Below are 18,955 nucleotides of genomic sequence, written 5' to 3'. Positions count from 1 at the left end.
GCCATGACGACCGATATCGTTGAAGCGCCGAGCCAGTCACGGCGCGGCTTTCTGAAAGGCGTCGGCACGGCCGCCGCGCTGGCGTTGACCATCGGCTTCGAATGGGGCGGCCCTTCGGGGCGCGCGTTCGCTGCCACCGCTAAAAACGCAGGCAGCACCTTCACGCCCAACGCCTTTCTGCGGATCGGCGCCGACGACAGTGTGACTGTGATCGCCAAGCACGTCGAAATGGGCCAGGGCGCGTACACGGGGATCGCGACGATCGTGGCCGAAGAGCTCGATGCCGACTGGGCGCGGGTCCGCGTCGAGAGCGCGCCGGCCGACGCGAAGCGCTACGCGAACCTCGCGTTCGGCAAGATCCAGGGCACGGGCGGCAGCACGGCGATGGCCAACTCGTGGACGCAGCTTCGCGAAGCCGGCGCGAAGGCGCGCGCGATGCTGATCTCGGCGGCAGCCGCGAAATGGCATGTGCCGGCTTCGCAGCTGCGGGCCGAGCGCGGCGCCGTCATCGACCCGGCGAGCGGGCGGCGGGCGACGTACGGCTCGCTGGTCCCCGCGGCGGCGAAGCTGCCGGTGCCCGAGACCGTCACGCTCAAGGATCCCAAGACGTTCACGCTGATCGGCAATACGCGGGTTCCGCGCGTCGACGCGGTTGCGAAATCGAACGGCACGGCGCAGTTCACCATCGACGTCACGTTTCCCGGCATGCTCGTGGCGCTGCTGCAGCGTCCGCCGCAGTTCGGCGCGACGGTCAAGTCGTTCGACGCCTCGGCGGCCAAGGCGGTGCCCGGCGTGGTGAACGTCGTGCAGGTGCCGCGCGGCGTGGCCGTCGTGGCGAAGAGCTTCTGGGCCGCGAAACAGGGCCGCGATGCGCTCAAGGTGGAGTGGGACGACACCCGCGCGGAAAAGCGCAGCTCCGCGCAGATCATGGACGAGTACAAGCAGCTCGCCGAGCAGCCGGGGCGTCCGGCGCGCGTAGCGGGCGACGCATCGAAGGCGATCGACGGCGCGGCGAAGAAGGTCTCGGCGACCTACGAATTTCCGTACCTCGCGCATGCGCCGATGGAGCCGCTCGACGCGGTCGTCAAGCTGACCGCCAACAGCTGCGAGATCTGGGCCGGCGACCAGTTCCAAACCATCGACCAGGCGAACGCCGCGCAAACGGCAGGCTTGAAGCCCGAGCAGGTGAGCATCCACACGCTCTACGCGGGCGGCAGCTTCGGCCGGCGCGCGAATCCGGGCTCGGACTACATCGTCGAAGCGGTGTCGATCGCCAAGGCGCTCGGCGCCAACGGCACGCCGGTCAAGCTGCAATGGACGCGCGAGGACGACATCCACGGCGGGCTCTATCGCCCGATGTATTTCCACAAGCTCGAAGCGGGCCTTGGCGCCGACGGCCAGCTGACCGGCTGGCGGCACATGATCGTCGGGCAATCGATTCTCGGCGGTACGCCGTTTGCGGCGATGATCAAGGATGGCGTCGATACGACTTCCGTCGAGGGCGCCGCGAACATCGCCTATGCGATTCCCAACCTCTCAGTCGAGCTGCAGACGACGCAGACCGGCGTGCCGGTTCTGTGGTGGCGCGTGGTCGGCAGCTCGCACAACGCGTTCGCCGTCGAAGCGTTCATCGACGAAGTGGCGCATGCGGCCGGACAGGACCCGTTCACGTTCCGCCGCAACCTGCTCGCGCACGAGCCGCGCATGAAGGCCGTGCTCGAACTGGCCGCCGAGAAGGCGGGATGGAGCAACGAGCCGATGCCCGCGGGCAAGGGACGCGGGATCGCCGTCGCGGAAGCGTTCAACAGCTACGTGGCGCAGGTCGCCGAGGTGACTGTCGACAAGGACGGCAAGGTCAAGGTCGACCGCGTGGTCTGCGCGGTGGATTGCGGTACGGCGATCAATCCGGACATCGTCGCGGCGCAGATGGAAGGCGGCATCGGGTTCGGCCTTGGCGCGGCGCTCTACGGAGCGATCACGCTGAAGGACGGGCGCGTCGAGCAGAACAATTTCGACGGCTACCAGGTGCTGCGCATGGATGCGATGCCGAAGGTCGAGGTGCATATCGTGCAGTCGGGCGAGGCGCCTACCGGAGTCGGCGAGCCGGGCGTCGCGCCGGTGGGGCCGGCGGTTGCCAACGCGATTTTTGCGGCTACGGGCAAGCGGATTCACGCGTTGCCGTTTGCGGGGGCGAAGAGCGAGGCCTGAGGCTCAGGGGTTTAGGCGGGCGGCATGTGTGCAGAAACTGTCACGCGGTCAGCGCACACGCTGCCCAAGTCTTTGCTAAGCCACGCAAACACCCGGCACCGACACCTTCTGAAACAGGTGCGGCGAAGCGGCGGCCGAGGAAGGATAGGCCGACAGCTTCGCAACGAACTGCGGATGATTGAATGCGGCCCTGAAGTGAGCGGTCGATTCCCAGACGGCGTAGTTCAGATAGGCCGGGCTCGGGCCGATGGCGCGATGAAGCTGGGTCGAAATGAAGCCCGGCTGCTGCTTCATGAAGGCAGCATCGTCTTGCCATGCCTGTAGAAACATCTGCTCGTCTGTCTCGCTCATGGTGAAAACGTTGACCAGAACGACAGGTGTGGCCTCGATGGCGAGCTGACGCTGAATCGGGAAAGCGGGGTCCATGGGTTGGAAGTTGGGCATATAAGGCTCCGTTCGAGATGGCGCAAAGGTGGTACTCTGATGGCGTCCATGCATCCAAATTGACATCATGGTGTCAATATAGGTATATTTTGTCAAATGCGCAATACCAAACGAAACCCGGCGGGCGCCGCCTTGAGCGATCTGGTCCTCGACCTGTTCTCGGTCAACAATCGAATCCTGACGGCGGGGGACAGGCTGGTCGCGGATCTTGGCTTGACGAGCGCGCGCTGGCAGGTCCTCGGCACGATCGTCGAAACGGAACGGCCGCAGCCGGTCGCGTGGCTCGCGCGCGACATGGGCGCCAACCGCCAAAACGTCCAGCGCATCGTGAACGACTTGGCCGATGACGAGCTCGTCGCCTTCGAGCCGAATCCGCACCACCGGCGCGCCCCGCTGGTCGTATTGACGGACAAGGGCAGGGAAGTCTTCGATGCCGCCATGCGCCTGCAGGCGCCTTGGATCAACGGGCTGGCGGACGGGCTGCGCGTCGAGGACATCGAGACGACGCATCGCGTGATCACGGCACTTCGCCGCAAGCTGGAAGGAGACGGGAATTCCGAAGAGCCGACGTGATCGCTAGTAGACTTGGCGTGCTCTGCCACTGCCGGGAATTCACGTCGATGCCGTCTACCGTCCGCAACTCGCTCCTCTGGATCTTCGACGCGTTCGAGCGCGACTCGACCTACATTCGCAAGCGGATGTTCGGCTGCGATGCCGCGTATGTGGACGGCTTGTTGTGCCTGGTTGTTGCTGACGGCGACGAGCCGTGGAATGGCTTGCTCGTATGCACATCGAAAGAGCACCATGCCGCGCTCATCGATGACATGCCCGCGTTGCGCCCGCATTCGGTGCTCGGCAAATGGCTTTACGTTCCGCAAGCCGATCCGGCGTTCGAAACCACCGCTGAGAAGATGACGGCGCTCGTGCTCGCGCGCGACTCGCGTGTGGGTGTCGAGCCCAAGCCGCGCAAGCGCAGCCGGAAAACCGTGTTGCCGAAGCCGTGAGGAGTCTGTCGCTGGCAACGCTTGCTTTCGATGAACCGGGGAGAAGGAAGTGAACGACAACATGACGGTGCGCCGCGTGGGCGCCGATGAAGCCGCCGGCTATGTCGAGGCGCTCGCCGACGTGCTCATCGATTGCGTCGAAGGCGGGGCCTCGGTGAGCTTCATGCTGCCGATCTCGCGCGAAAAGGCGTTGCAGTTCTGGCGCGATGTCGTCGACGGCGTCGTGCGTGGCGAGCGCGTATTGCTGATCGCCGAAGACGATGCCGGCCGGGTTCTCGGGACGGTGCAGCTGATTGCAGCCGGCGCGGAAAACCAGCCGCACCGCGCGGACGTCGCCAAGATGCTGGTGCATCGCCGGGCGCGCAGATGCGGCGTCGCGCAACGTCTGATGGCCGCGGTGGAAAGCGCGGCGCGCGACGAAGGCAAGTCCGTGCTCGTGCTCGATACCGTCACCGGAGGCGACGCCGAACGGCTTTACGACCGCGCGGGCTGGCAGCGCGTCGGCGTGGTGCCGAACTATGCGCTGATGCCTGATGGCCAGTTCTGCGGCACGACGTTTTACTGCAAGCAAATCGGTTGAGCGGGTGCTTTGCGTCGTTAAGGTCCGGAGGCTCATCCGACATCACCCGCCCCGTTGCTGCGACAGCTCCGCAACAACCCCCTCCAGCGACGCCAGGAACTTCTGCCACCCGTACTGCGCGCCCTGGTAGTTCTGTTCGTTGTCGGCCCGGAAGCCTGCTTGCTCCATCCGCAGCAGCGTGCCGCCGTTGGCTGGCGTCAGCGTGAAGGTGACGACCGTCGTCAGCCGGCCCGCTTCCTCGCCTGACGAATTCCAGCTATACGAGAGCTTTCTTTCCAGCTCGACGGCCAGCACTTCGCAATCGGTCACGCCGTTCCAATGCGGCATGGGCTCGGCGCGAAGATTGAACTTGTGGCCGACGACCGGCTGGAAATCGTTCTTCATCAGCCATTCCTCGATCAAATATCCCTGCGTGAGCGCGCGCCAGATTTTTTCCGGCGCGTGAGCAAACTGGCGTTCGATGACAAGCGATCGTGTAGTCGAGCTCATGACGGTATCCGCTGAAGAGGGTGAGGGGGCAAGGGGATTGGCGTTCGATTGCGTCGAGGAATGGGGTGAAGGGATAGAGCGGTGGTATGGCGAGACTTATTGGTCCATTCGCTTCAGCAAGTCATCGAGCCGGTCGAGGCGCTCATTCCAGAAGGCGCCATAGAGACCGATCCAGTCGATGAGCGGCGCGAGCCCTTCGGGATCCGAGCTGTAGTGCGTCTCTCGGCCCTCGCGGCGAAAACGCACGAGACCGGCTTCTTTCAGGACGCCCAGGTGCTTCGACACAGCCGGCTGCGACACGCCAGCCGCATCGGTGAGCGCGCGCACGGTCTGCTCGCCGTTGCGCGTGAGCTGCTCGAAGATGCCGCGGCGAGTGGGATCGGAGAGCGCGGTGAAAAGGTCGTCGAAGCTGGGTTGCACAGGGTGATTCATAGCTCGTTGGTTATGTGTTTAGGCATAACTGGCGAGTTATGAGTCGTCAAGAGATGGTTTCGATGCGAAGGTTTGTGTACGGAAAGGGGATTCGCGAGTCCGGGCCGCTGCCAAGCCGATACAGCGCGCTCTGATCTTGCTGCGAACGGGAGAAACGAGGGGCCGGATTAGTTGTTGTTGTGGCAGACAAGCGCGCAATAGAGCCCGCTGACCGTGCCTGCAACGCCGAGGCCGAAGCCGAGCCCTATATTGCCAAGCGTGGATGAGCAGCCGTTTAGATTGAAAAGCAGTGCAAGTGTCACGAGCAGGGCGACTTTGCGTCTTAGTGCGGACATGGGGCGGTCATTCAGAGTATCCCGATGCACGATGATATCCAGCCGGCCTGTGGGCGCTTCCCCGCAAAAAGCGTTGGTTTTGCGCAGTTCTTACCGTTCCCTACGCCGAATGCTCCAATCGAAAAACTCGCCCCTTCAGATCGCCCTGTAGTGGCTTGGCAGCAGCCCGGGAAGGGTAAAGCGACACCCGAAAACCGAGTAGTTATTGGCGATCGAAGATCGCAAGTTTCTAGGCCAACTGGCTCTTCCAAAGGAGCGGTCGTGGTGTGAAGCCCAATTGTGCCTTCGCCCGGCCGTTCGAAGCTCCGGCCAAACATATAGGTTCCGGGTTCGGATGTCAGCGAAGCGACCGTCGCCGCGATTGCGTCATCGATATGGACGAACGACCAGACAGCGTTGCCTTCGCCAATGATTACTGTCTCACGTCAGTTGGTCGATTACCACGTCCGGCGAGGCCGCCTCGATCGCGGACCTCACCGCCGTAGAGTCGAAAGCATCGGCACAAGACGGCTGGGCGCCGAGTTCCCGTAGACGGTCCACGCCCGCGCCCGCGCGAGTCATGCCGGTCACCCGATGGCCGAGTGCGCACAACACGCGCACGAGCGGCAAGCCCACGGCGCCGGTAGCGCCTGCAATGAAAATTTTCACGAATCCCTCCTTGCGGCTGCGCTGCAACTCAAGCGCCGCGGAACTGGCTACCGTGTCTTACTGCTCTAGTGCAGCCTGAGGTACGTTCCGGAAGCTGATGGCCATACGGTTATATGTGTTCATCAGGCTGATTGCGATAGTGAGATCCACAAGTTCGCGCTCATTGAACACCGCGCGCGCGGCTTCATAGGCCGCGTCAGGCACGCCAGTTTCCGCGACGCGAGTGACCGACTCGGCCCACGCAAGGGCGGCGCGCTCGCGTTCGTCAAACAGATTGCCGGCTTCCGCCCATGCCTGAACCAGCGCCAGCTTTTCGACTTTCATGCCTTTCTTCAGCAGGTCACGTGTGTGCATGTCGAGGCAGTAGGCGCAGTTGTTGATCTGGGAGACGCGAAGGTAGGCCAACTCGACAAGAACAGGCGAAAGGCTGCTCTGCGTGACATAGCCGTATACGCTGCCAAGGGCCTTGACGCCTGCGGGTGCGATCTGGTTGTAGTCGAGACGCTTGCTCATGTGGTTGCTCCTAATTGCTCTGGGTTTACCTAACCGGGGTGGTCAGGGCCTTGTCGTCGGTATCGGCCACGAACACCGCAAGAAGCTTCGCAGGCCTGGTCTTGCTCGCATTGCGGCTCACGCGGTGAAGGGAGCCGGGCTCCTCGAAGAAGCTCTCACCTGCGTGATAGACCCGCTTCGGGCCGTCGTTCACTTGCGACTCGATGGCGCCCGACACAATGTATGCGTAGATGAAAGCCGACTTCGCGTGCTCGTGCGAGGGCGATGCTCCACCAGGGGCGTAGTCAACAACCACGGCGGTCAGTGACTTGCCAGGAACATTGGGAATTGCGTGTTCGAAGTTCGGCGTGACGGTTTCGCCCGTACCATGCGCAGTAGCAGGCAATGCGATGGAGAAGGCAACGGTTGCACAGGCGGCGCCCAGGACAGATCGAAGGTTCATGGAAACATTTCTCCTTGGAGTCCTTCCATTGTGGTGTTGTGCTGGGTCACGAGAAAGAACCAGGAATGAACATTTTTTATGTACCATGAACGAATGACCAAGCCGCTGCGGATACAACTCGATCGGTCTGCGAAGATGCCGTTGGCCGAGCAGATCCACAAAGCGATCAGCACGGCAATTGAGAGTGGGGTGCTGGCGCCGGGAGCGCGTCTGCCGTCATGGTTGGATCTCGCAGCCCAGCTTGGCGTGGCCCGAGGCACCGTGCGCCTGGCATATGAGCGACTCTCCGACGCCCAACTCATCGTTGCTTCCAGGGCGACGGGAACCCGTGTGGCGGATCGACCGCTCGCTCCTGTCCAGAAGATGGAGGGACGGCCTGATCCGGGCTCGTTCATGGAGATGTATGGGGAACTCACTGCCGGCCCGGCAATTTTCCAGATGGGCGTCCCGGCACAGGAGACGCTGCCCGCCAAACTCTTCACAAAGGTTCGCTCGTTCGCGCTGCGCGCGGAATCCAGCGCTTCAGTCGTTTATCCCGATCCCCGGGGTGAACTGGAGCTGCGGCGGGAAATAGCGGCGTACCTTGCCATTGCGCGCGGCATCATGTGCTCGCCCGCGCAAATCCTCATCACTAGCGGGTTCGGTGGCGGGCTCGGACTGACACTACGTGTACTAGGCCTCGAGGGGCGAAAGGCCTGGGTGGAGAACCCAGGGTTTCCGTTCACCCGACACGGGTTGGAACTTGCAAATATGTCGCTTTCGCCGATTCCGGTCGATGCGGACGGGATGAATGTCGATTACGGCCTCCAACATGCGCCGGATGCAGACCTTGTTGTCGTTACCCCGGGGCAGCAGGCACCCCTCGGTCCTGCGCTATCGCTCGCCAGGCGTCTGCGCCTTCTCGATTGGGCCGCCAAAGAGGGAGTCTGGGTAATTGAAGATGACTATCTGAGCGAACTACAACTGACGGCTCGTGCCGCGCCGGCGCTCGCGTCGCTCGATCGCGCCCGGCGCGTCATTCATATCGGTTCCTTCAGCAAAACGATCAGCCCGGCACTGCGATTGGGTTTTGTTGTCGCTCCTTCGCCCCTGGTATCCCGTTTCGCAGAAGTGGCAGCGTGCCTTGCTCCGGCACCCTGGACGTCTGTGCAACTTGCAACGGCGCAGTTCATGCGTGACGGACACTATATGCGCCATCTTCGGCGCATGAAGCGCCTTTATTCCACTCAACGGGACGTGTTGCTCAAATGCCTTGAGCGGCAAGCCTTGGAGACAACGACGGCTGGTTTGGCTGTACTCGTGCGATTGCCTGACGGCGCGTCCGACGTATCCATCGCGAGGGAGATGTTGGCGTTCGGACTGGGCCCCGCGCCGCTCTCGCCCTGGTATGTGTCGCCGAGTTCTGCGAGATCAGGGCTTCTGTTGGGAGTCGCGACTTCACCGGAAAGATATGTCGCCAGATCCTGTGATCGATTGCATGAGGTGATACGGCGCTTTGCATGACGCAGCAATAGTGACTGTCCGAGCCGACTTGTCGGCGGCCGTTGTTCGACCTGTCCCCGACTTTATGTCCGCGGCTGTAGAAAGAGAGGGCTGCCGCAATGGCGGCGCACGGGAAATATCATTCGACGCCAGATCGCCGCCGAGCGCTCAAACTCCCCACTCGGCAAGAATCTGCTCGGCCAGATAGTCACAGGGCGGTCGTCCGGATTGGGCACTGCGGGCAAGCACGACCTCGAGATCGTTTAGAAGTGGAAGCCCTTCCTTCTGGGACAGTTGAACAAGGTGCTCGGGGATGCTGCATCTCGCCAAAGGGGCGATAGCCAGGCCAGCGTCCACCATGCTGATGAGGCCGAGGAAGCTCGGACTTTCGTACGACATGCGAAATTTGATGTTTTCGCGTTGCAAGGCTCTGACCGCATGGTCACGTGCGGTACTTCCATGAGCGAAAACGGCGAGCGGGAGAGGCCGCTCTTCCCAGACTTTTCTCTTTGCTGAACCTGCCCAGATAATTGGCTCGAACCTGATGAATTCACCCGTGACTCCCCTGACTTTGGTGAGGCACGCCAGATCGATCGAATTGTCTTTCAACATCGGAACCAGCGAGCTGCTCGGCTGGCCGATCACGCGAACTTCCACTCGCGGGTGCGCGGCGGCAAATTTTCCGAGCACCTGGGGAAGCAGCGACGAGATGTAATCGTCAGGAACGCCAATCGTCACGCGGCCTCTGACCTCCGGACGGACCACCGACGCCCATGCTTCTTCTCGCATCGCCAACATGCGACGGCCGTAGTCCGCGAGGGTCTTTCCTTCCGAGGTCGTTGTCACGTTGCGGGTGTCCCGGCTGAAGAGCTGCTTTCCCAGCGCTTCTTCCAGCGCCTTGATCTGCATACTTACCGCCGACGGCGATCGATGCACGGCTTGGGCCCCTTGGGCGAATGACCCCGCTTCGGCAACAGCGACGACCATCTCCAGAACATCCAGATCGAGCTTTTTCATGGAATTCAGAAAACTTGAGCAATGTGTTCAGTTTAATGCGTTTTACTGTACGTCTTGCGGTCGCGATAATGGCTAACAGTCAATGCTACTGGGGCGAGGGAAAATGCACGGTTCCGGATCGATCTATGGATTCCTCGTTGTCGGCGGGATGCTCGCGGTGACGCCAGGTCCCAACATGGTTTACGTGATGTCGCGCTCGATCGCGCAGGGCCGAGCGGCCGGGCTGATTTCACTTGCCGGTGTCATGGCCGGATACCTCTTCTATATGTTTGGCGCGGCGTTTGGCATCACGGCGCTGTTGCTCAAGGTGCCGTTTTCAGGGAGCGCTTTGGCCATTGCCGGCGCGGCATATCTGCTCTATCTGGCGTGGCGGGCGGTCAAGCCCGGTGGTCGATCGCCCTTCGAAATTCGCGAGCTTGCGGGTGAGCCGCCGCTGCGTCTGCTCGCGATGGGGGCAACGACCAGCGTCCTGAATCCGAAGCTCGCGATGCTTTTTATATCGCTCTTGCCGCAATTCATCGATTACCAAAAGGGTAATGTGCTCGGTCAGTCGCTGTTGCTTGGGGCGCTGTTGATCTCGGCGTTCGCGTGCGCAAACGGCTTGGTGGCAATCTGTTCCAGCAGTATCGCGGCGTACCTTCACCGTCGCCCAATATTGATGTCAGTTCAGCGGTGGGCGATGGGCATTGTCTTGGGTGGTCTCGGTGTCAGCATGACTGCTGATGCTCTGAAGCTTGGTGGTTTTTCGTGATCGGGGGCTGGCTGCGTGATCAAACTTTGCAGAATCCCCAGTCTCCGGAATTGCATCCCCGCGCACTTTGCGCACCTTCCCCACCGCCCTTATTTTGCCGAATTCGGCGATAACAGCTTCGACCACCGGATTCTCCCGCGCCGTAGTCCAAGCCATCGCCGTAGTCACTACGCTCAAATTCTCCTTCAGCGGCCGCAACACCACATTCGCCGGCGCGAGCTTCTTCAGCGAGGCCGGCACCAGCGCGATGCCCTGACCGCATCCGACAAACGCCACCTGCGAAGCCACCGAACGCACCTCATGCAATATCCGCGGAGAAAACCCGTTCGCCCTGCATGACGCCACCAGGCTATCGAAGTACACCGGGCTGACTTGCCGCGAGAACATCACGAAGTCTTCGTCGGCGAGCGACGCGAGCCGGATGCGAGGGCTCGCGGCCTTCGCATGCTCGCGCGGCAATGCCACGGCCAGCCGGTCCTGCGCGAGCGGCAGCGATGCGATCGTCGCGCCCAATTCCCCCTCCAGCCTCGCGAACGCCAGATCGATGTCGCCGGCTTCGAGCGCGGGGATCGCCTCCGAGCTGTCGATTTCCTTGACCGATACGGTGAGCTGCGGATAGCCGGACTTGAGCCGCTCGATGAGCGGCGGCAGCACGTCGACCATCGCCGACGATATCGCGCCGATCGTCAGCACGCCGCTGCGCCCCGCGACGGCCTCGCGCACCGCGAGCTCGAGCCGCTCGAGCTGATCGGCGAACTTGCGCACCGCGGGCAGGATGGCCGCGCCGACCGGCGTGAGTTGCGCGCCGCGCCGGGACCGCTCGAAGAGCTTCACCTTCAAGGCCTGTTCGAGCGCCTGAATCTGCTCGGTCAGCGGCGGCTGGGACATGTCCAGGCGGCGCGCTGCCCGCCCGAAGTGCTGCTCCTCCGCAACGGCGAGAAAGAGCCACAAGTGACGGATGAGCCGGAAGTTGATCATGATCGTTTGATAGGTTTGGCGTATCGAACGCTTCCAATATTCGGAATTTACATATCGAACTGTAGGCTCGAAAGTACGGCATCGCAACCACTGAGCCGCACCGCCATGTCACAGGTCTCTCTCCTCGATCGCCTCGCCGCGCTCGACACCAACACGGTGTCGGATGCACTCGATTTCCTTGGTCTTGCGGGCGCGACCTTCGGTCTGCGTCCGCTTTGGGACTGTCCGAAGATCGTCGGCCGCGCCAGCACCATTCAGCTCGGACCGAAGACGGATGCCCAGCCGACAGTCCACCTCATCACCCCGGTCGTCGCGCGGATCGAGTCGGACGACCGCATCCTGGTCATCGCGGGCGGCATCGACGGCATCTCGTGCTGGGGCGACATCCTCGCGAATGCCGCGCAAGCCAGGCACATCCGCGGCTCGGTGATCGACGGCATGAGCCGCGACATCGAAGGCAGCGAGGCGATCGGCTATCCGGTCTACGGGCGCGGCGTCACGATGATCAGCGCGCGCAACCGGGCCGTGCAGGTGTCGTCGGGCGGGGCGGTCACGGTTGCTGGCGTCGTCGTGCACGAAGACGACTATGTCGTCGCGGATCGCTGCGGCACCGTGTTTGTTCCGGCCGCGCGCATCGAAGAAGTGCTGGAGCTCGGCCAGCGCATCGCGCGGCGTCAGGACGGGATGGTGCAGGCGGTGCGCGCCGGACGCTCGGTCGAGGACGTCATGCACGACAAGGAATTCGAAGCCATCAAGGCAGGAGATAAGCGATGAATCAAGAGGACCAGGAACTCGTGGCCCTGTTTACGGGACTCGATACGCCCGGCGTATCCGATGCAATGGACAAGCTCGGGCTGGCCGGCCAATGTTTCGGCATCGCGCCGCTCGACGATTACGCGGCCGTCGTCGTCGGGCCGGCGTTCACGGTCAGGTATGTGCCGGCGAGCCATCCGCCGGGCACGGTCGGCGATTTCATCGACGATGCCGCGCAAGGCGACGTGGTGGTCATCGACAACGGCGGCCGCACCGATTGCACCGTGTGGGGCGACATCATGACCCAGTACGCGGGAGCGCGGAAGATCGCGGGCACGGTCATCGACGGCGTTTGCCGCGACGTATCGAAGGCGCTCGGCGACGGCTACCCGCTGTTCACCAAAGGCCGTTTCATGCGCACCGGCAAGGACCGCGTGCAGGTCGACGCCGTCAACGTGCCCGTGTCGATCGGCGCGGCGCGGGTTTGCGCGCGCGACATCATCGTTGCCGATGCGAACGGCGCCGTGGCAGTCCCGCGCGAACGAGCGCGCGAGGTGGCCGCTGTGGCGCGCCAGATCGAAGCAGTCGAAGCGGATATCCGCGCACGGATCTCGCAAGGCAAGACGCTCAGAGAAGCGCGTGAAGCGCTCGGTTATCACACGCTGCAGCGGAGGGCGTCATGAGTCTCGCATCGGCATCCCCGGCATCGACCGCGGACTTCGCCGCGCGAGCGCGCGCTTTGGGCAGCTCCACGCTCTACGAAGCCTCCGGCCTGCCGTGCGCGGTCGATCCGCTCGTGCGGACGATCTGGAGCGGCGCGTTCGTCGCCGGCCCGGCGTATCCGCTGGTCTGCTCGCCCGGGGACAATCTCGCGATCCACATCGCGATGGAACGCGTGCCGCGCGGCAGCGTGCTCGTTGTCGGAACCGGCAACTTCGTGGCGGGCTACTGGGGCGAAGTGCTGACCGTCGCGGCGGAAGCAGCGGGTGTGGTCGGGCTCGTCATCGACGGCGGCGTGCGGGACGTCGCCGCCATCGCGGCGCGCCGCTTCCCGGTATTCGCACGCGGCATCTCGGTGCGCGGCACCGTGAAGGCCAGCGCGCCGTCGGTCGGAGCGCCGACGATCTTCACCGGCGTGCCGGTCGCCGAGGGCGACCTCGTGGTGGCCGACGACGACGGCGTCATCATCGTCCCCGCTACCGAAGCGGGGCGCACGATCGCCGTCGGCGAAGTGCGGGCCGCCAAGGAGGCGATCATGATGCAGCAGCTCGCGCAAGGCGCGAGCACGCTGGAACTGATGGGCCTGACCGAATGGAGAACGCACGCATGAACGGGGACGTGCAAGGCTTGCAACGTTTGAATGCGCACTTGTCGAAGGCGCAGCCGTCGGCCACTTATCGCATGATGGACCGCGTCGCGGCGCGCCGTGCTTCAGGCGCGAAAGTGATTTCGCTGAGCGCGGGGGAGCCGGACTTCGATACGCCTGCGCACATCTGCGACGCGGCAATCGACGCCATTCGCGCAGGGCATACGCGCTACACGCAAGTCGCCGGCATGCGCTCGCTGCGCGAGGCGGTCGCCGCAAAATTCCGGCGCGAGAACGGCCTCGACGTCGCCTGGGAGGACACGATCGTTTGCAGCGGCGGCAAGCAGGTCATCTACAACGCGCTGGCGGCGACGCTCAACGAAGGCGACGAAGTCATCGTGCCCGCGCCTTACTGGGTCAGCTATCCGGAGATGGTTCAGCTATGCGGCGCGAAGCCGAGTGTGGTGACGTGCGGTGGCGATAGCGGCTTCAAGCTGACGCCCAAGGCGCTTGCCGATGCCCTCGGGCCGCGCACGCGCTGGGTGATCCTGAATTCGCCGTCGAATCCGACCGGCGCGGTCTATGCGCGCGACGAGCTTGCCGCGCTCGCCGAGGTGCTGCTCGCGCATCCGCATGTGCTGATCCTGTCGGACGACATCTACGAGCATTTGATCTTCGACGGCGCGACGTTCCATACCATCGCGCAGGTCGAGCCTCGCCTGATGCCGCGCACGCTGACCATGAACGGCGTATCGAAGGCGTATGCGATGACGGGCTGGCGCATCGGCTATGGAACCGGACCTCGATGGCTGCTGAACGCGATGGAAAAGCTGCAAGGGCAGCAGACTTCGGGCGCCAGCGCGATCTCGCAGCATGCGGCGCTGGCTGCGCTCACCGGTTCGCCGCAATTCATTCGCGAGGCTGCGTCGGTGTTCGAACGGCGGCGCGACCTGATGGTGGAACTGCTCAACCAGGCGCCGGGCCTCGCGTGCGCGAGACCGGGCGGGGCGTTTTATGCGTTCGCATCGTGCAAGGATCTGATCGGGCGGACGACACCTGCCGGCACGCGCCTCGATGACGATGAAGCCGTCGCGGGAGCGTTGCTGGACGAGGCGGGTGTGGCAGTCGTTCAAGGCAGCGCGTTCGGTCTCGGCCCCTATATCCGCGTTGCCTATGCGCTGGACGATGAGGCGCTGGCCGATGCGTGCCGTGCGATCCATCGGTTTTGCGAATCGCTTTCCGTGGGGGAATGATGTCGATGCACAGTGAGATCAAGCAGGAAGTCGTCGCGCTGAACGTACAAGGCGTCGAGCTCGATATCGCCGCGATGCATCGCGCGGGCGAACTCGCGCCGATCGTTTTCTTGCACGGCTTCGGGTCGACCAAGGAGGACTACGCCGACATCGTCCACTATCCCGCGTTCGCGGGGCGTCCCGTCATCGCGTACGACGCGCCCGGTTGTGGAGCCACGCGTTGCGGCGATGTGTCGAAGATTTCGATTCCTTTTCTTGTCGCGACGGCGAAGGCCGTGCTCGATCATTTCGGCATCGGGCAATTCCATCTCGTCGGCCATTCGATGGGCGGGCTCACGGCGCTCATGCTGGCTCATGAAGCGCCTGACCGTGTGCTGAGCTTCACCGATATCGAGGGCAACGTGGCGCCCGAGGACTGCTTCCTGAGCCGCCAGGTGACCTGATGACGAAATTCCTCGCTCTGCCGTTTCCGCGGATGTTCATGTACGGCGAGCAGAACGCTTCGCTATCGTACTTGCCGAAGCTTCGGACGCATGGCGTGACGCTGGCGGAGATCGCCCATAGCGGACACTTCCCGATGTACTCGAACCCTGTCGAAATGTGGGCGCGGGTGGCCGCATTCATTGTCCGGGCTTGAATTCGACTGAGATCTCGGGGTTTCGTAGGGGAATCCTGAGTATTGTGTAAGGGTGGGTGGCCAGGTGGCCCCTGCCTCTGCTTCTTCCACAAGTCCCATCCTTTTCTTACTAAACCTGATCGTTTGGTCAGGTTTGGCACGGTATCTGCTCCCACCTGCTGACCTTCGCAGGAAGGCACGTAAAAGCTGTCTGATTGGTCAACATTGGGGCGGCGCCGCACCGCAATCAACGGGTCTGCGCAAAGATGAAGCACTGCGCACGACGCCGGGGGCGGTGATGGTCGCTTGCCGTGCAAAACAGAAAGAAAGGATCAGGGCTATGGGTTTGGAAAAGCAACGAAAAGGCAAGTGGACGGGGAATCGGCAGGCCGGGGCAGGCTTCGGTCGTTGGGCGGCGGCACTCGGCGCCGTGTTGGCGGTGTTGACCGGCGTTCAGGCGACGACTTGCGCCTATGCGCAGGAATCGCAAAATCAGCAGGTCGCGGAGAGCGGGGCCGTGATTCCCCCGCCGCAGACGGCGCCCGCGTCGCCGTACATGTCGGACTGGTTCCATCAGAGCCTGGGCCTGATCGGCTCCAAGGACATCCGCTTCGGTCCGTACAAGACCAGCGACATCTACCTCGAATACGAATACTTCGGGCGCAAGGGGCCGTTCGATCTCTACGGCTATGTCGACGTGCCGCGCGTTCTCGGAGAGGGCAGCGCGCACGATACCGGGATCACGAACAGGGGCTCGCCGCTGTTCACCGAACAGGAGCCGCGCGTCTCCATCGACGACCTGGTCGGCCATCATCTCGGCTTCGGCCCGTTCAAGGAATGGTATGCGGCCTTCGACTGGATCTACGACCAGGGGCACAAGACGTCAGACCGGCAGAACACGCTCTACGCCGGCATCGGCACCGACATCGACGTGCATTTGCCGGTGTTCGTGTCGGCGAACCTCTATGTGCGCCGGCAGTGGGAGAACTATGGCGCGGCCAACCAGAACACCTGGGACGGCTACCGCGCGCAGATGAAGTACATCTATCCGATCGGCACGTACTACGGCGGCCATCTGACTTACGTCGGCTTCTTCAACTACGACTTCGGCTCGAAGCTGCAAGAGGAAACCGGCGACAACACGCGCTCCGACAACGCGTTCGTTTCCACCAACGTCCTGGTCTATTCGTTCACGCATTGGCGCTTCTGGGGCGCCGCGCGGTATTTCCACAACGGCGGCCAGTGGAACGGCAGCGACCTGAACTTCGGCGACGGGACGTTCCATAACCATGGGACCGGCTGGGGCTACTACGCCAGCGTCGGCTACCAGTTCTAACCATCAGAGAGACTTCCGATGTCCACGAAATCCATATTGCAATTCGTCTTGCGATGCGGCCTGCTGGCCCTCTTCGCGTGGCGCGCACAGGCTGCCGAAACGCCTGCGCATCCGCCGCATGCCGCGCATCCGCGCGCCGTCAAGGTGCTCGTCATCACGATGTTCGGGCCGGAAGGCAAGGCCTGGCTCGACCACCTCGGGCCGTTGCAGAGCATCAAGGTGCCGGGCCTGTCGCCCGACTATCCAGCGGTCCAATGCACGCGTGACGACGTGTGCGTGCTGACCACCGGCATGGGCCACACGAATGCGGCGGCTTCGGTGTCCGCGCTCGTCTATTCGGGCAAGTTCGATTTGCGCAAGACGTACTTCCTCGTGTCCGGCATCGCCGGCATCGACCCGGCGCAAGGCACGCTGGGCTCGGCCGCGTGGGCGCGCTATCTCGTCGACTTCGGCATCCAGTGGGAGCTCGACGCGCGCGAGATTCCCGCCGGCTGGAAGTCGGGCTATCTCGGCATCAACACGCGCAGCGGCGATCAGAAGCCGCCGCTCGACTACCGCACCGAAGTGTTCCCGCTCAACGAAGCGCTCGTGCAGAAGGCGTACGCGCTGTCGCGCGACGTCAAGCTCACGGATAGTCCGGAGGCCGCCGCCTATCGCGCGAAGTATCCGCAGGCGCCCGCGAACCAGTACCCGACCGTGATCCAGTGCGACACGCTGGCGGGCGACACGTGGTTCTCCGGCACGGCGCTCGGTCAGCGCGCGCGCGACTGGACGCGTCTCCTCACCGACGGCAAGGGCGTCTACTGCACGACGCAGCAGGAAGACAACGCCACCTTCGAAGTGCTCAAGCGCGCCGAGGCGGCCGGGCTCACCGATACGAGCCGTGTCGCGGTATTGCGCTCGGGCTCGGACTTCGATCGTCCGCCGCCCGGCGTGACGGACGTCGACAACCTGCTCGACTACCAGAGCCAGGGCGGGTTCCTGCCCGCGCTCGCGAACCTCTATCTGACGGGCTCGCCGCTCGTGACAGAAATCGTCTCCCACTGGCCGCAGTGGAAGAACGGCGTTCCAGCCCAGTAATGGAGGCACAACATGGACATTCTGCGTAGTCTGTGTGGGATGGGATTGCTGCTGCTGATTGCCTGGCTGCTGTCGAACAACCGTGGCGCGGTGAACCTGCGCACGCTCGGCGGCGCGCTCGTGGTCCAGCTCGCGATCGGCGCCCTCGTGCTGTTCGTGCCGCCCGGCCGCGCGCTGCTCGCGATGGTCGCCAACGGCGTGAACCGCGTGCTCGACATGGGCAATCATGGCGTGTCGTTCATTTTCGGGGGGCTCGTCGGCGACAAGATGTTCGAGGTATTCGGCAACGGCGGCTTCGTGTTCGGCCTGCGCGTGCTGCCGATGATCGTGTTCGTCACCGCGCTGATCGCCGTGCTGTACTACGTGGGCGTGATGAAGTGGATCGTCACCATCGTCGGCATCGGGCTCGAGAAGCTGCTGGGCGTGAGCCGCATCGAAGCCTGCTCGGCGGTGGCGACGATCTTTCTCGGGCAGAGCGAGATGCCGGCGCTCGTGAAGCCGTTCGTCGCGCAGATGACGACGGCGGAGATCTTCGCGGTGATGTCGAGCGGGATGGCGTCGGTCGCGGGCTCCGTGCTCGCGGCCTACGCGGGCCTCGGGGTGCCGATGGAGTATCTGCTGGCCGCGTCGTTCATGGCGGTGCCGGGCGGGCTGCTGTTCGGCAAGCTGCTGTTCCCGACGGTCGAGGCGAGCAACACGGTGGTCGGCAGCTTCGATTTCGACGAGAAGCGCGCCGCCAACGTCATCGAAGCGGCGGCCTCGGGCGCGGCGATCGGCCTGAAGATCGCGATCAACGTCGGCGCGATGCTGATCGCCTTCGTCGGGCTGATCGCGATGCTCAATGCGGCGGTCGGCGGCATCTGCGCGTGGTTCGGCTTCGGGCACGTCTCGCTGCAGACCATGCTCGGCTCGCTGCTCGCGCCGCTTGCGTGGCTCATCGGCGTGCCGTGGCACGACGCTCAGCTCGCCGGCAACTTCATCGGCGAGAAGCTGATTCTCAACGAGTTCGTCGCGTACGGCGATCTCTCGCCGTATCTGAAGCCGGCCCAGCAAGTGGCGGCCGCGGGGCTGCAGGTGCTCGATCCGAAGACGATCGCCATCGTGTCGTTCGCGCTGTGCGGGTTCGCCAACTTCTCGTCGATCGCGATCCTGACGGGCGGCTTCAGCGCGGTGGCGCCCGAGCGCCGCTCCGAGGTGGCGCGGCACGGTTTGCGCGCGTTGGCGGCCAGCACGCTGTCGAACCTCATGAGCGCCGCGATTGCGGGCCTGTTCTTTTCCACGCATTGAA

General features: G+C 63.6%; 22 protein-coding genes and 1 pseudogene. 14 read left to right on the top strand and 9 right to left on the bottom strand.

Annotation, left to right across the window (positions count from 1 at the left end; all coding sequences use genetic code 11):
* Positions 1-3: 3 nt before the first annotated feature.
* Positions 4-2,208, top strand: a complete 2,205-nt coding sequence (locus tag FAZ69_RS21805) for a xanthine dehydrogenase family protein molybdopterin-binding subunit (RefSeq protein WP_136897171.1) — start codon at positions 4-6, stop codon at positions 2,206-2,208.
* A gap of 75 nt (positions 2,209-2,283) precedes the next feature.
* Here FAZ69_RS21805 and FAZ69_RS21800 read toward each other — a convergent pair whose 3' ends face one another.
* On the bottom strand, positions 2,284-2,652 hold the full coding sequence (locus tag FAZ69_RS21800) for an antibiotic biosynthesis monooxygenase family protein (RefSeq protein ID WP_136897170.1): 369 nt from the start codon (positions 2,650-2,652) through the stop codon (positions 2,284-2,286).
* A gap of 96 nt (positions 2,653-2,748) precedes the next feature.
* Here FAZ69_RS21800 and FAZ69_RS21795 point away from each other — a divergent pair, with 96 nt between their 5' ends.
* From FAZ69_RS21795 to FAZ69_RS21785, 3 genes are all read left to right on the top strand, one after another.
* A complete protein-coding gene (locus FAZ69_RS21795; protein WP_136897169.1) occupies positions 2,749-3,225 on the top strand; it encodes a MarR family winged helix-turn-helix transcriptional regulator in 477 nt (158 codons plus the stop codon).
* 47 nt (positions 3,226-3,272) lie between these two features.
* The gene (locus tag FAZ69_RS21790; protein ID WP_136897168.1) at positions 3,273-3,656 is read left to right on the top strand and encodes a hypothetical protein; all 384 of its coding nucleotides are present in this window, start codon (positions 3,273-3,275) and stop codon (positions 3,654-3,656) included.
* A gap of 61 nt (positions 3,657-3,717) precedes the next feature.
* Complete coding sequence (locus tag FAZ69_RS21785) at positions 3,718-4,236, top strand: GNAT family N-acetyltransferase (RefSeq protein WP_439654788.1); 519 nt, start codon at positions 3,718-3,720, stop codon at positions 4,234-4,236.
* Positions 4,237-4,278: 42 nt separating this feature from the next.
* Here FAZ69_RS21785 and FAZ69_RS21780 read toward each other — a convergent pair whose 3' ends face one another.
* From FAZ69_RS21780 to FAZ69_RS21760, 6 genes are all read right to left on the bottom strand, one after another.
* Entirely contained in the window at positions 4,279-4,725 is a 447-nt protein-coding gene (locus FAZ69_RS21780) for an SRPBCC family protein (protein ID WP_136897166.1), read from the bottom strand.
* Between the two features lie 96 nt (positions 4,726-4,821).
* Positions 4,822-5,157: an ArsR/SmtB family transcription factor gene (locus FAZ69_RS21775; protein ID WP_169708724.1), complete on the bottom strand. Its 336-nt coding sequence runs from the start codon at positions 5,155-5,157 to the stop codon at positions 4,822-4,824.
* A 167-nt stretch (positions 5,158-5,324) separates the two neighbouring features.
* Positions 5,325-5,492: a hypothetical protein gene (locus FAZ69_RS33355; RefSeq protein WP_169708723.1), complete on the bottom strand. Its 168-nt coding sequence runs from the start codon at positions 5,490-5,492 to the stop codon at positions 5,325-5,327.
* Positions 5,493-5,912: 420 nt separating this feature from the next.
* Positions 5,913-6,140: an NAD-dependent epimerase/dehydratase family protein gene (locus FAZ69_RS33605; RefSeq protein WP_206171227.1), complete on the bottom strand. Its 228-nt coding sequence runs from the start codon at positions 6,138-6,140 to the stop codon at positions 5,913-5,915.
* Between the two features lie 57 nt (positions 6,141-6,197).
* A complete protein-coding gene (locus FAZ69_RS21765) occupies positions 6,198-6,653 on the bottom strand; it encodes a carboxymuconolactone decarboxylase family protein (RefSeq protein ID WP_136897165.1) in 456 nt (151 codons plus the stop codon).
* Positions 6,654-6,678: 25 nt separating this feature from the next.
* Entirely contained in the window at positions 6,679-7,095 is a 417-nt protein-coding gene (locus FAZ69_RS21760; RefSeq protein WP_136897164.1) for a cupin domain-containing protein, read from the bottom strand.
* 93 nt (positions 7,096-7,188) lie between these two features.
* On the opposite strand from FAZ69_RS21760, the gene pdxR reads away from it, so the two are divergent.
* Positions 7,189-8,598 carry a MocR-like pyridoxine biosynthesis transcription factor PdxR gene (pdxR, locus tag FAZ69_RS21755; RefSeq protein ID WP_136897163.1) on the top strand — a complete coding sequence of 470 codons (1,410 nt, stop codon included), beginning with the start codon at positions 7,189-7,191 and terminating at the stop codon, positions 8,596-8,598.
* Positions 8,599-8,745: 147 nt separating this feature from the next.
* Here pdxR and FAZ69_RS21750 read toward each other — a convergent pair whose 3' ends face one another.
* The gene (locus FAZ69_RS21750; RefSeq protein WP_136897162.1) at positions 8,746-9,594 is read right to left on the bottom strand and encodes a LysR substrate-binding domain-containing protein; all 849 of its coding nucleotides are present in this window, start codon (positions 9,592-9,594) and stop codon (positions 8,746-8,748) included.
* A 103-nt stretch (positions 9,595-9,697) separates the two neighbouring features.
* On the opposite strand from FAZ69_RS21750, the gene FAZ69_RS21745 reads away from it, so the two are divergent.
* A complete protein-coding gene (locus tag FAZ69_RS21745) occupies positions 9,698-10,345 on the top strand; it encodes a LysE family translocator (RefSeq protein WP_136897161.1) in 648 nt (215 codons plus the stop codon).
* Here FAZ69_RS21745 and FAZ69_RS21740 read toward each other — a convergent pair.
* Positions 10,256-11,323, bottom strand: a complete 1,068-nt coding sequence (locus FAZ69_RS21740) for a LysR family transcriptional regulator (RefSeq protein WP_240702395.1) — start codon at positions 11,321-11,323, stop codon at positions 10,256-10,258. The genes FAZ69_RS21745 and FAZ69_RS21740 overlap by 90 nt on opposite strands.
* 105 nt (positions 11,324-11,428) lie before the next feature.
* On the opposite strand from FAZ69_RS21740, the gene FAZ69_RS21735 reads away from it, so the two are divergent.
* The 8 genes and pseudogenes from FAZ69_RS21735 to FAZ69_RS21700 all read left to right on the top strand — a co-directional run bounded on the left by FAZ69_RS21735 (position 11,429) and on the right by FAZ69_RS21700 (position 18,954).
* A complete protein-coding gene (locus tag FAZ69_RS21735; protein WP_136897160.1) occupies positions 11,429-12,097 on the top strand; it encodes an RraA family protein in 669 nt (222 codons plus the stop codon).
* Positions 12,094-12,759 carry an RraA family protein gene (locus FAZ69_RS21730; RefSeq protein WP_136897159.1) on the top strand — a complete coding sequence of 222 codons (666 nt, stop codon included), beginning with the start codon at positions 12,094-12,096 and terminating at the stop codon, positions 12,757-12,759. Before FAZ69_RS21735 ends, FAZ69_RS21730 begins: the two co-directional genes overlap by 4 nt.
* Complete coding sequence (locus tag FAZ69_RS21725) at positions 12,756-13,406, top strand: RraA family protein (protein ID WP_136897158.1); 651 nt, start codon at positions 12,756-12,758, stop codon at positions 13,404-13,406. The genes FAZ69_RS21730 and FAZ69_RS21725 overlap by 4 nt, the downstream gene beginning before the upstream one ends.
* A complete protein-coding gene (locus FAZ69_RS21720; RefSeq protein WP_136897157.1) occupies positions 13,403-14,635 on the top strand; it encodes a pyridoxal phosphate-dependent aminotransferase in 1,233 nt (410 codons plus the stop codon). Before FAZ69_RS21725 ends, FAZ69_RS21720 begins: the two co-directional genes overlap by 4 nt.
* Positions 14,635-15,272, top strand: a pseudogene (locus FAZ69_RS21715) (alpha/beta fold hydrolase). The gene FAZ69_RS21720 and the pseudogene FAZ69_RS21715 overlap by 1 nt, the downstream one beginning before the upstream one ends.
* Positions 15,273-15,591: 319 nt before the next feature.
* Positions 15,592-16,587 (top strand): nucleoside-specific channel-forming protein Tsx, encoded by a 996-nt coding sequence (locus FAZ69_RS21710; RefSeq protein WP_136897156.1) that lies wholly within the window; start codon positions 15,592-15,594, stop codon positions 16,585-16,587.
* An 18-nt stretch (positions 16,588-16,605) separates the two neighbouring features.
* Positions 16,606-17,667: a purine-nucleoside phosphorylase gene (locus tag FAZ69_RS21705; RefSeq protein WP_136897155.1), complete on the top strand. Its 1,062-nt coding sequence runs from the start codon at positions 16,606-16,608 to the stop codon at positions 17,665-17,667.
* Between the two features lie 12 nt (positions 17,668-17,679).
* Positions 17,680-18,954 (top strand): NupC/NupG family nucleoside CNT transporter, encoded by a 1,275-nt coding sequence (locus tag FAZ69_RS21700; RefSeq protein WP_136897154.1) that lies wholly within the window; start codon positions 17,680-17,682, stop codon positions 18,952-18,954.
* Position 18,955 lies beyond the last annotated feature (1 nt).

The sequence above is a fragment of the Trinickia terrae genome (genome assembly GCF_005144415.1).
Taxonomy (GTDB): Bacteria; Pseudomonadota; Gammaproteobacteria; order Burkholderiales; family Burkholderiaceae; genus Trinickia_A; species Trinickia_A terrae.
Note: the sequence above shows the minus strand (reverse complement) of the source record. Positions and strands in the feature narration are given on the sequence as shown.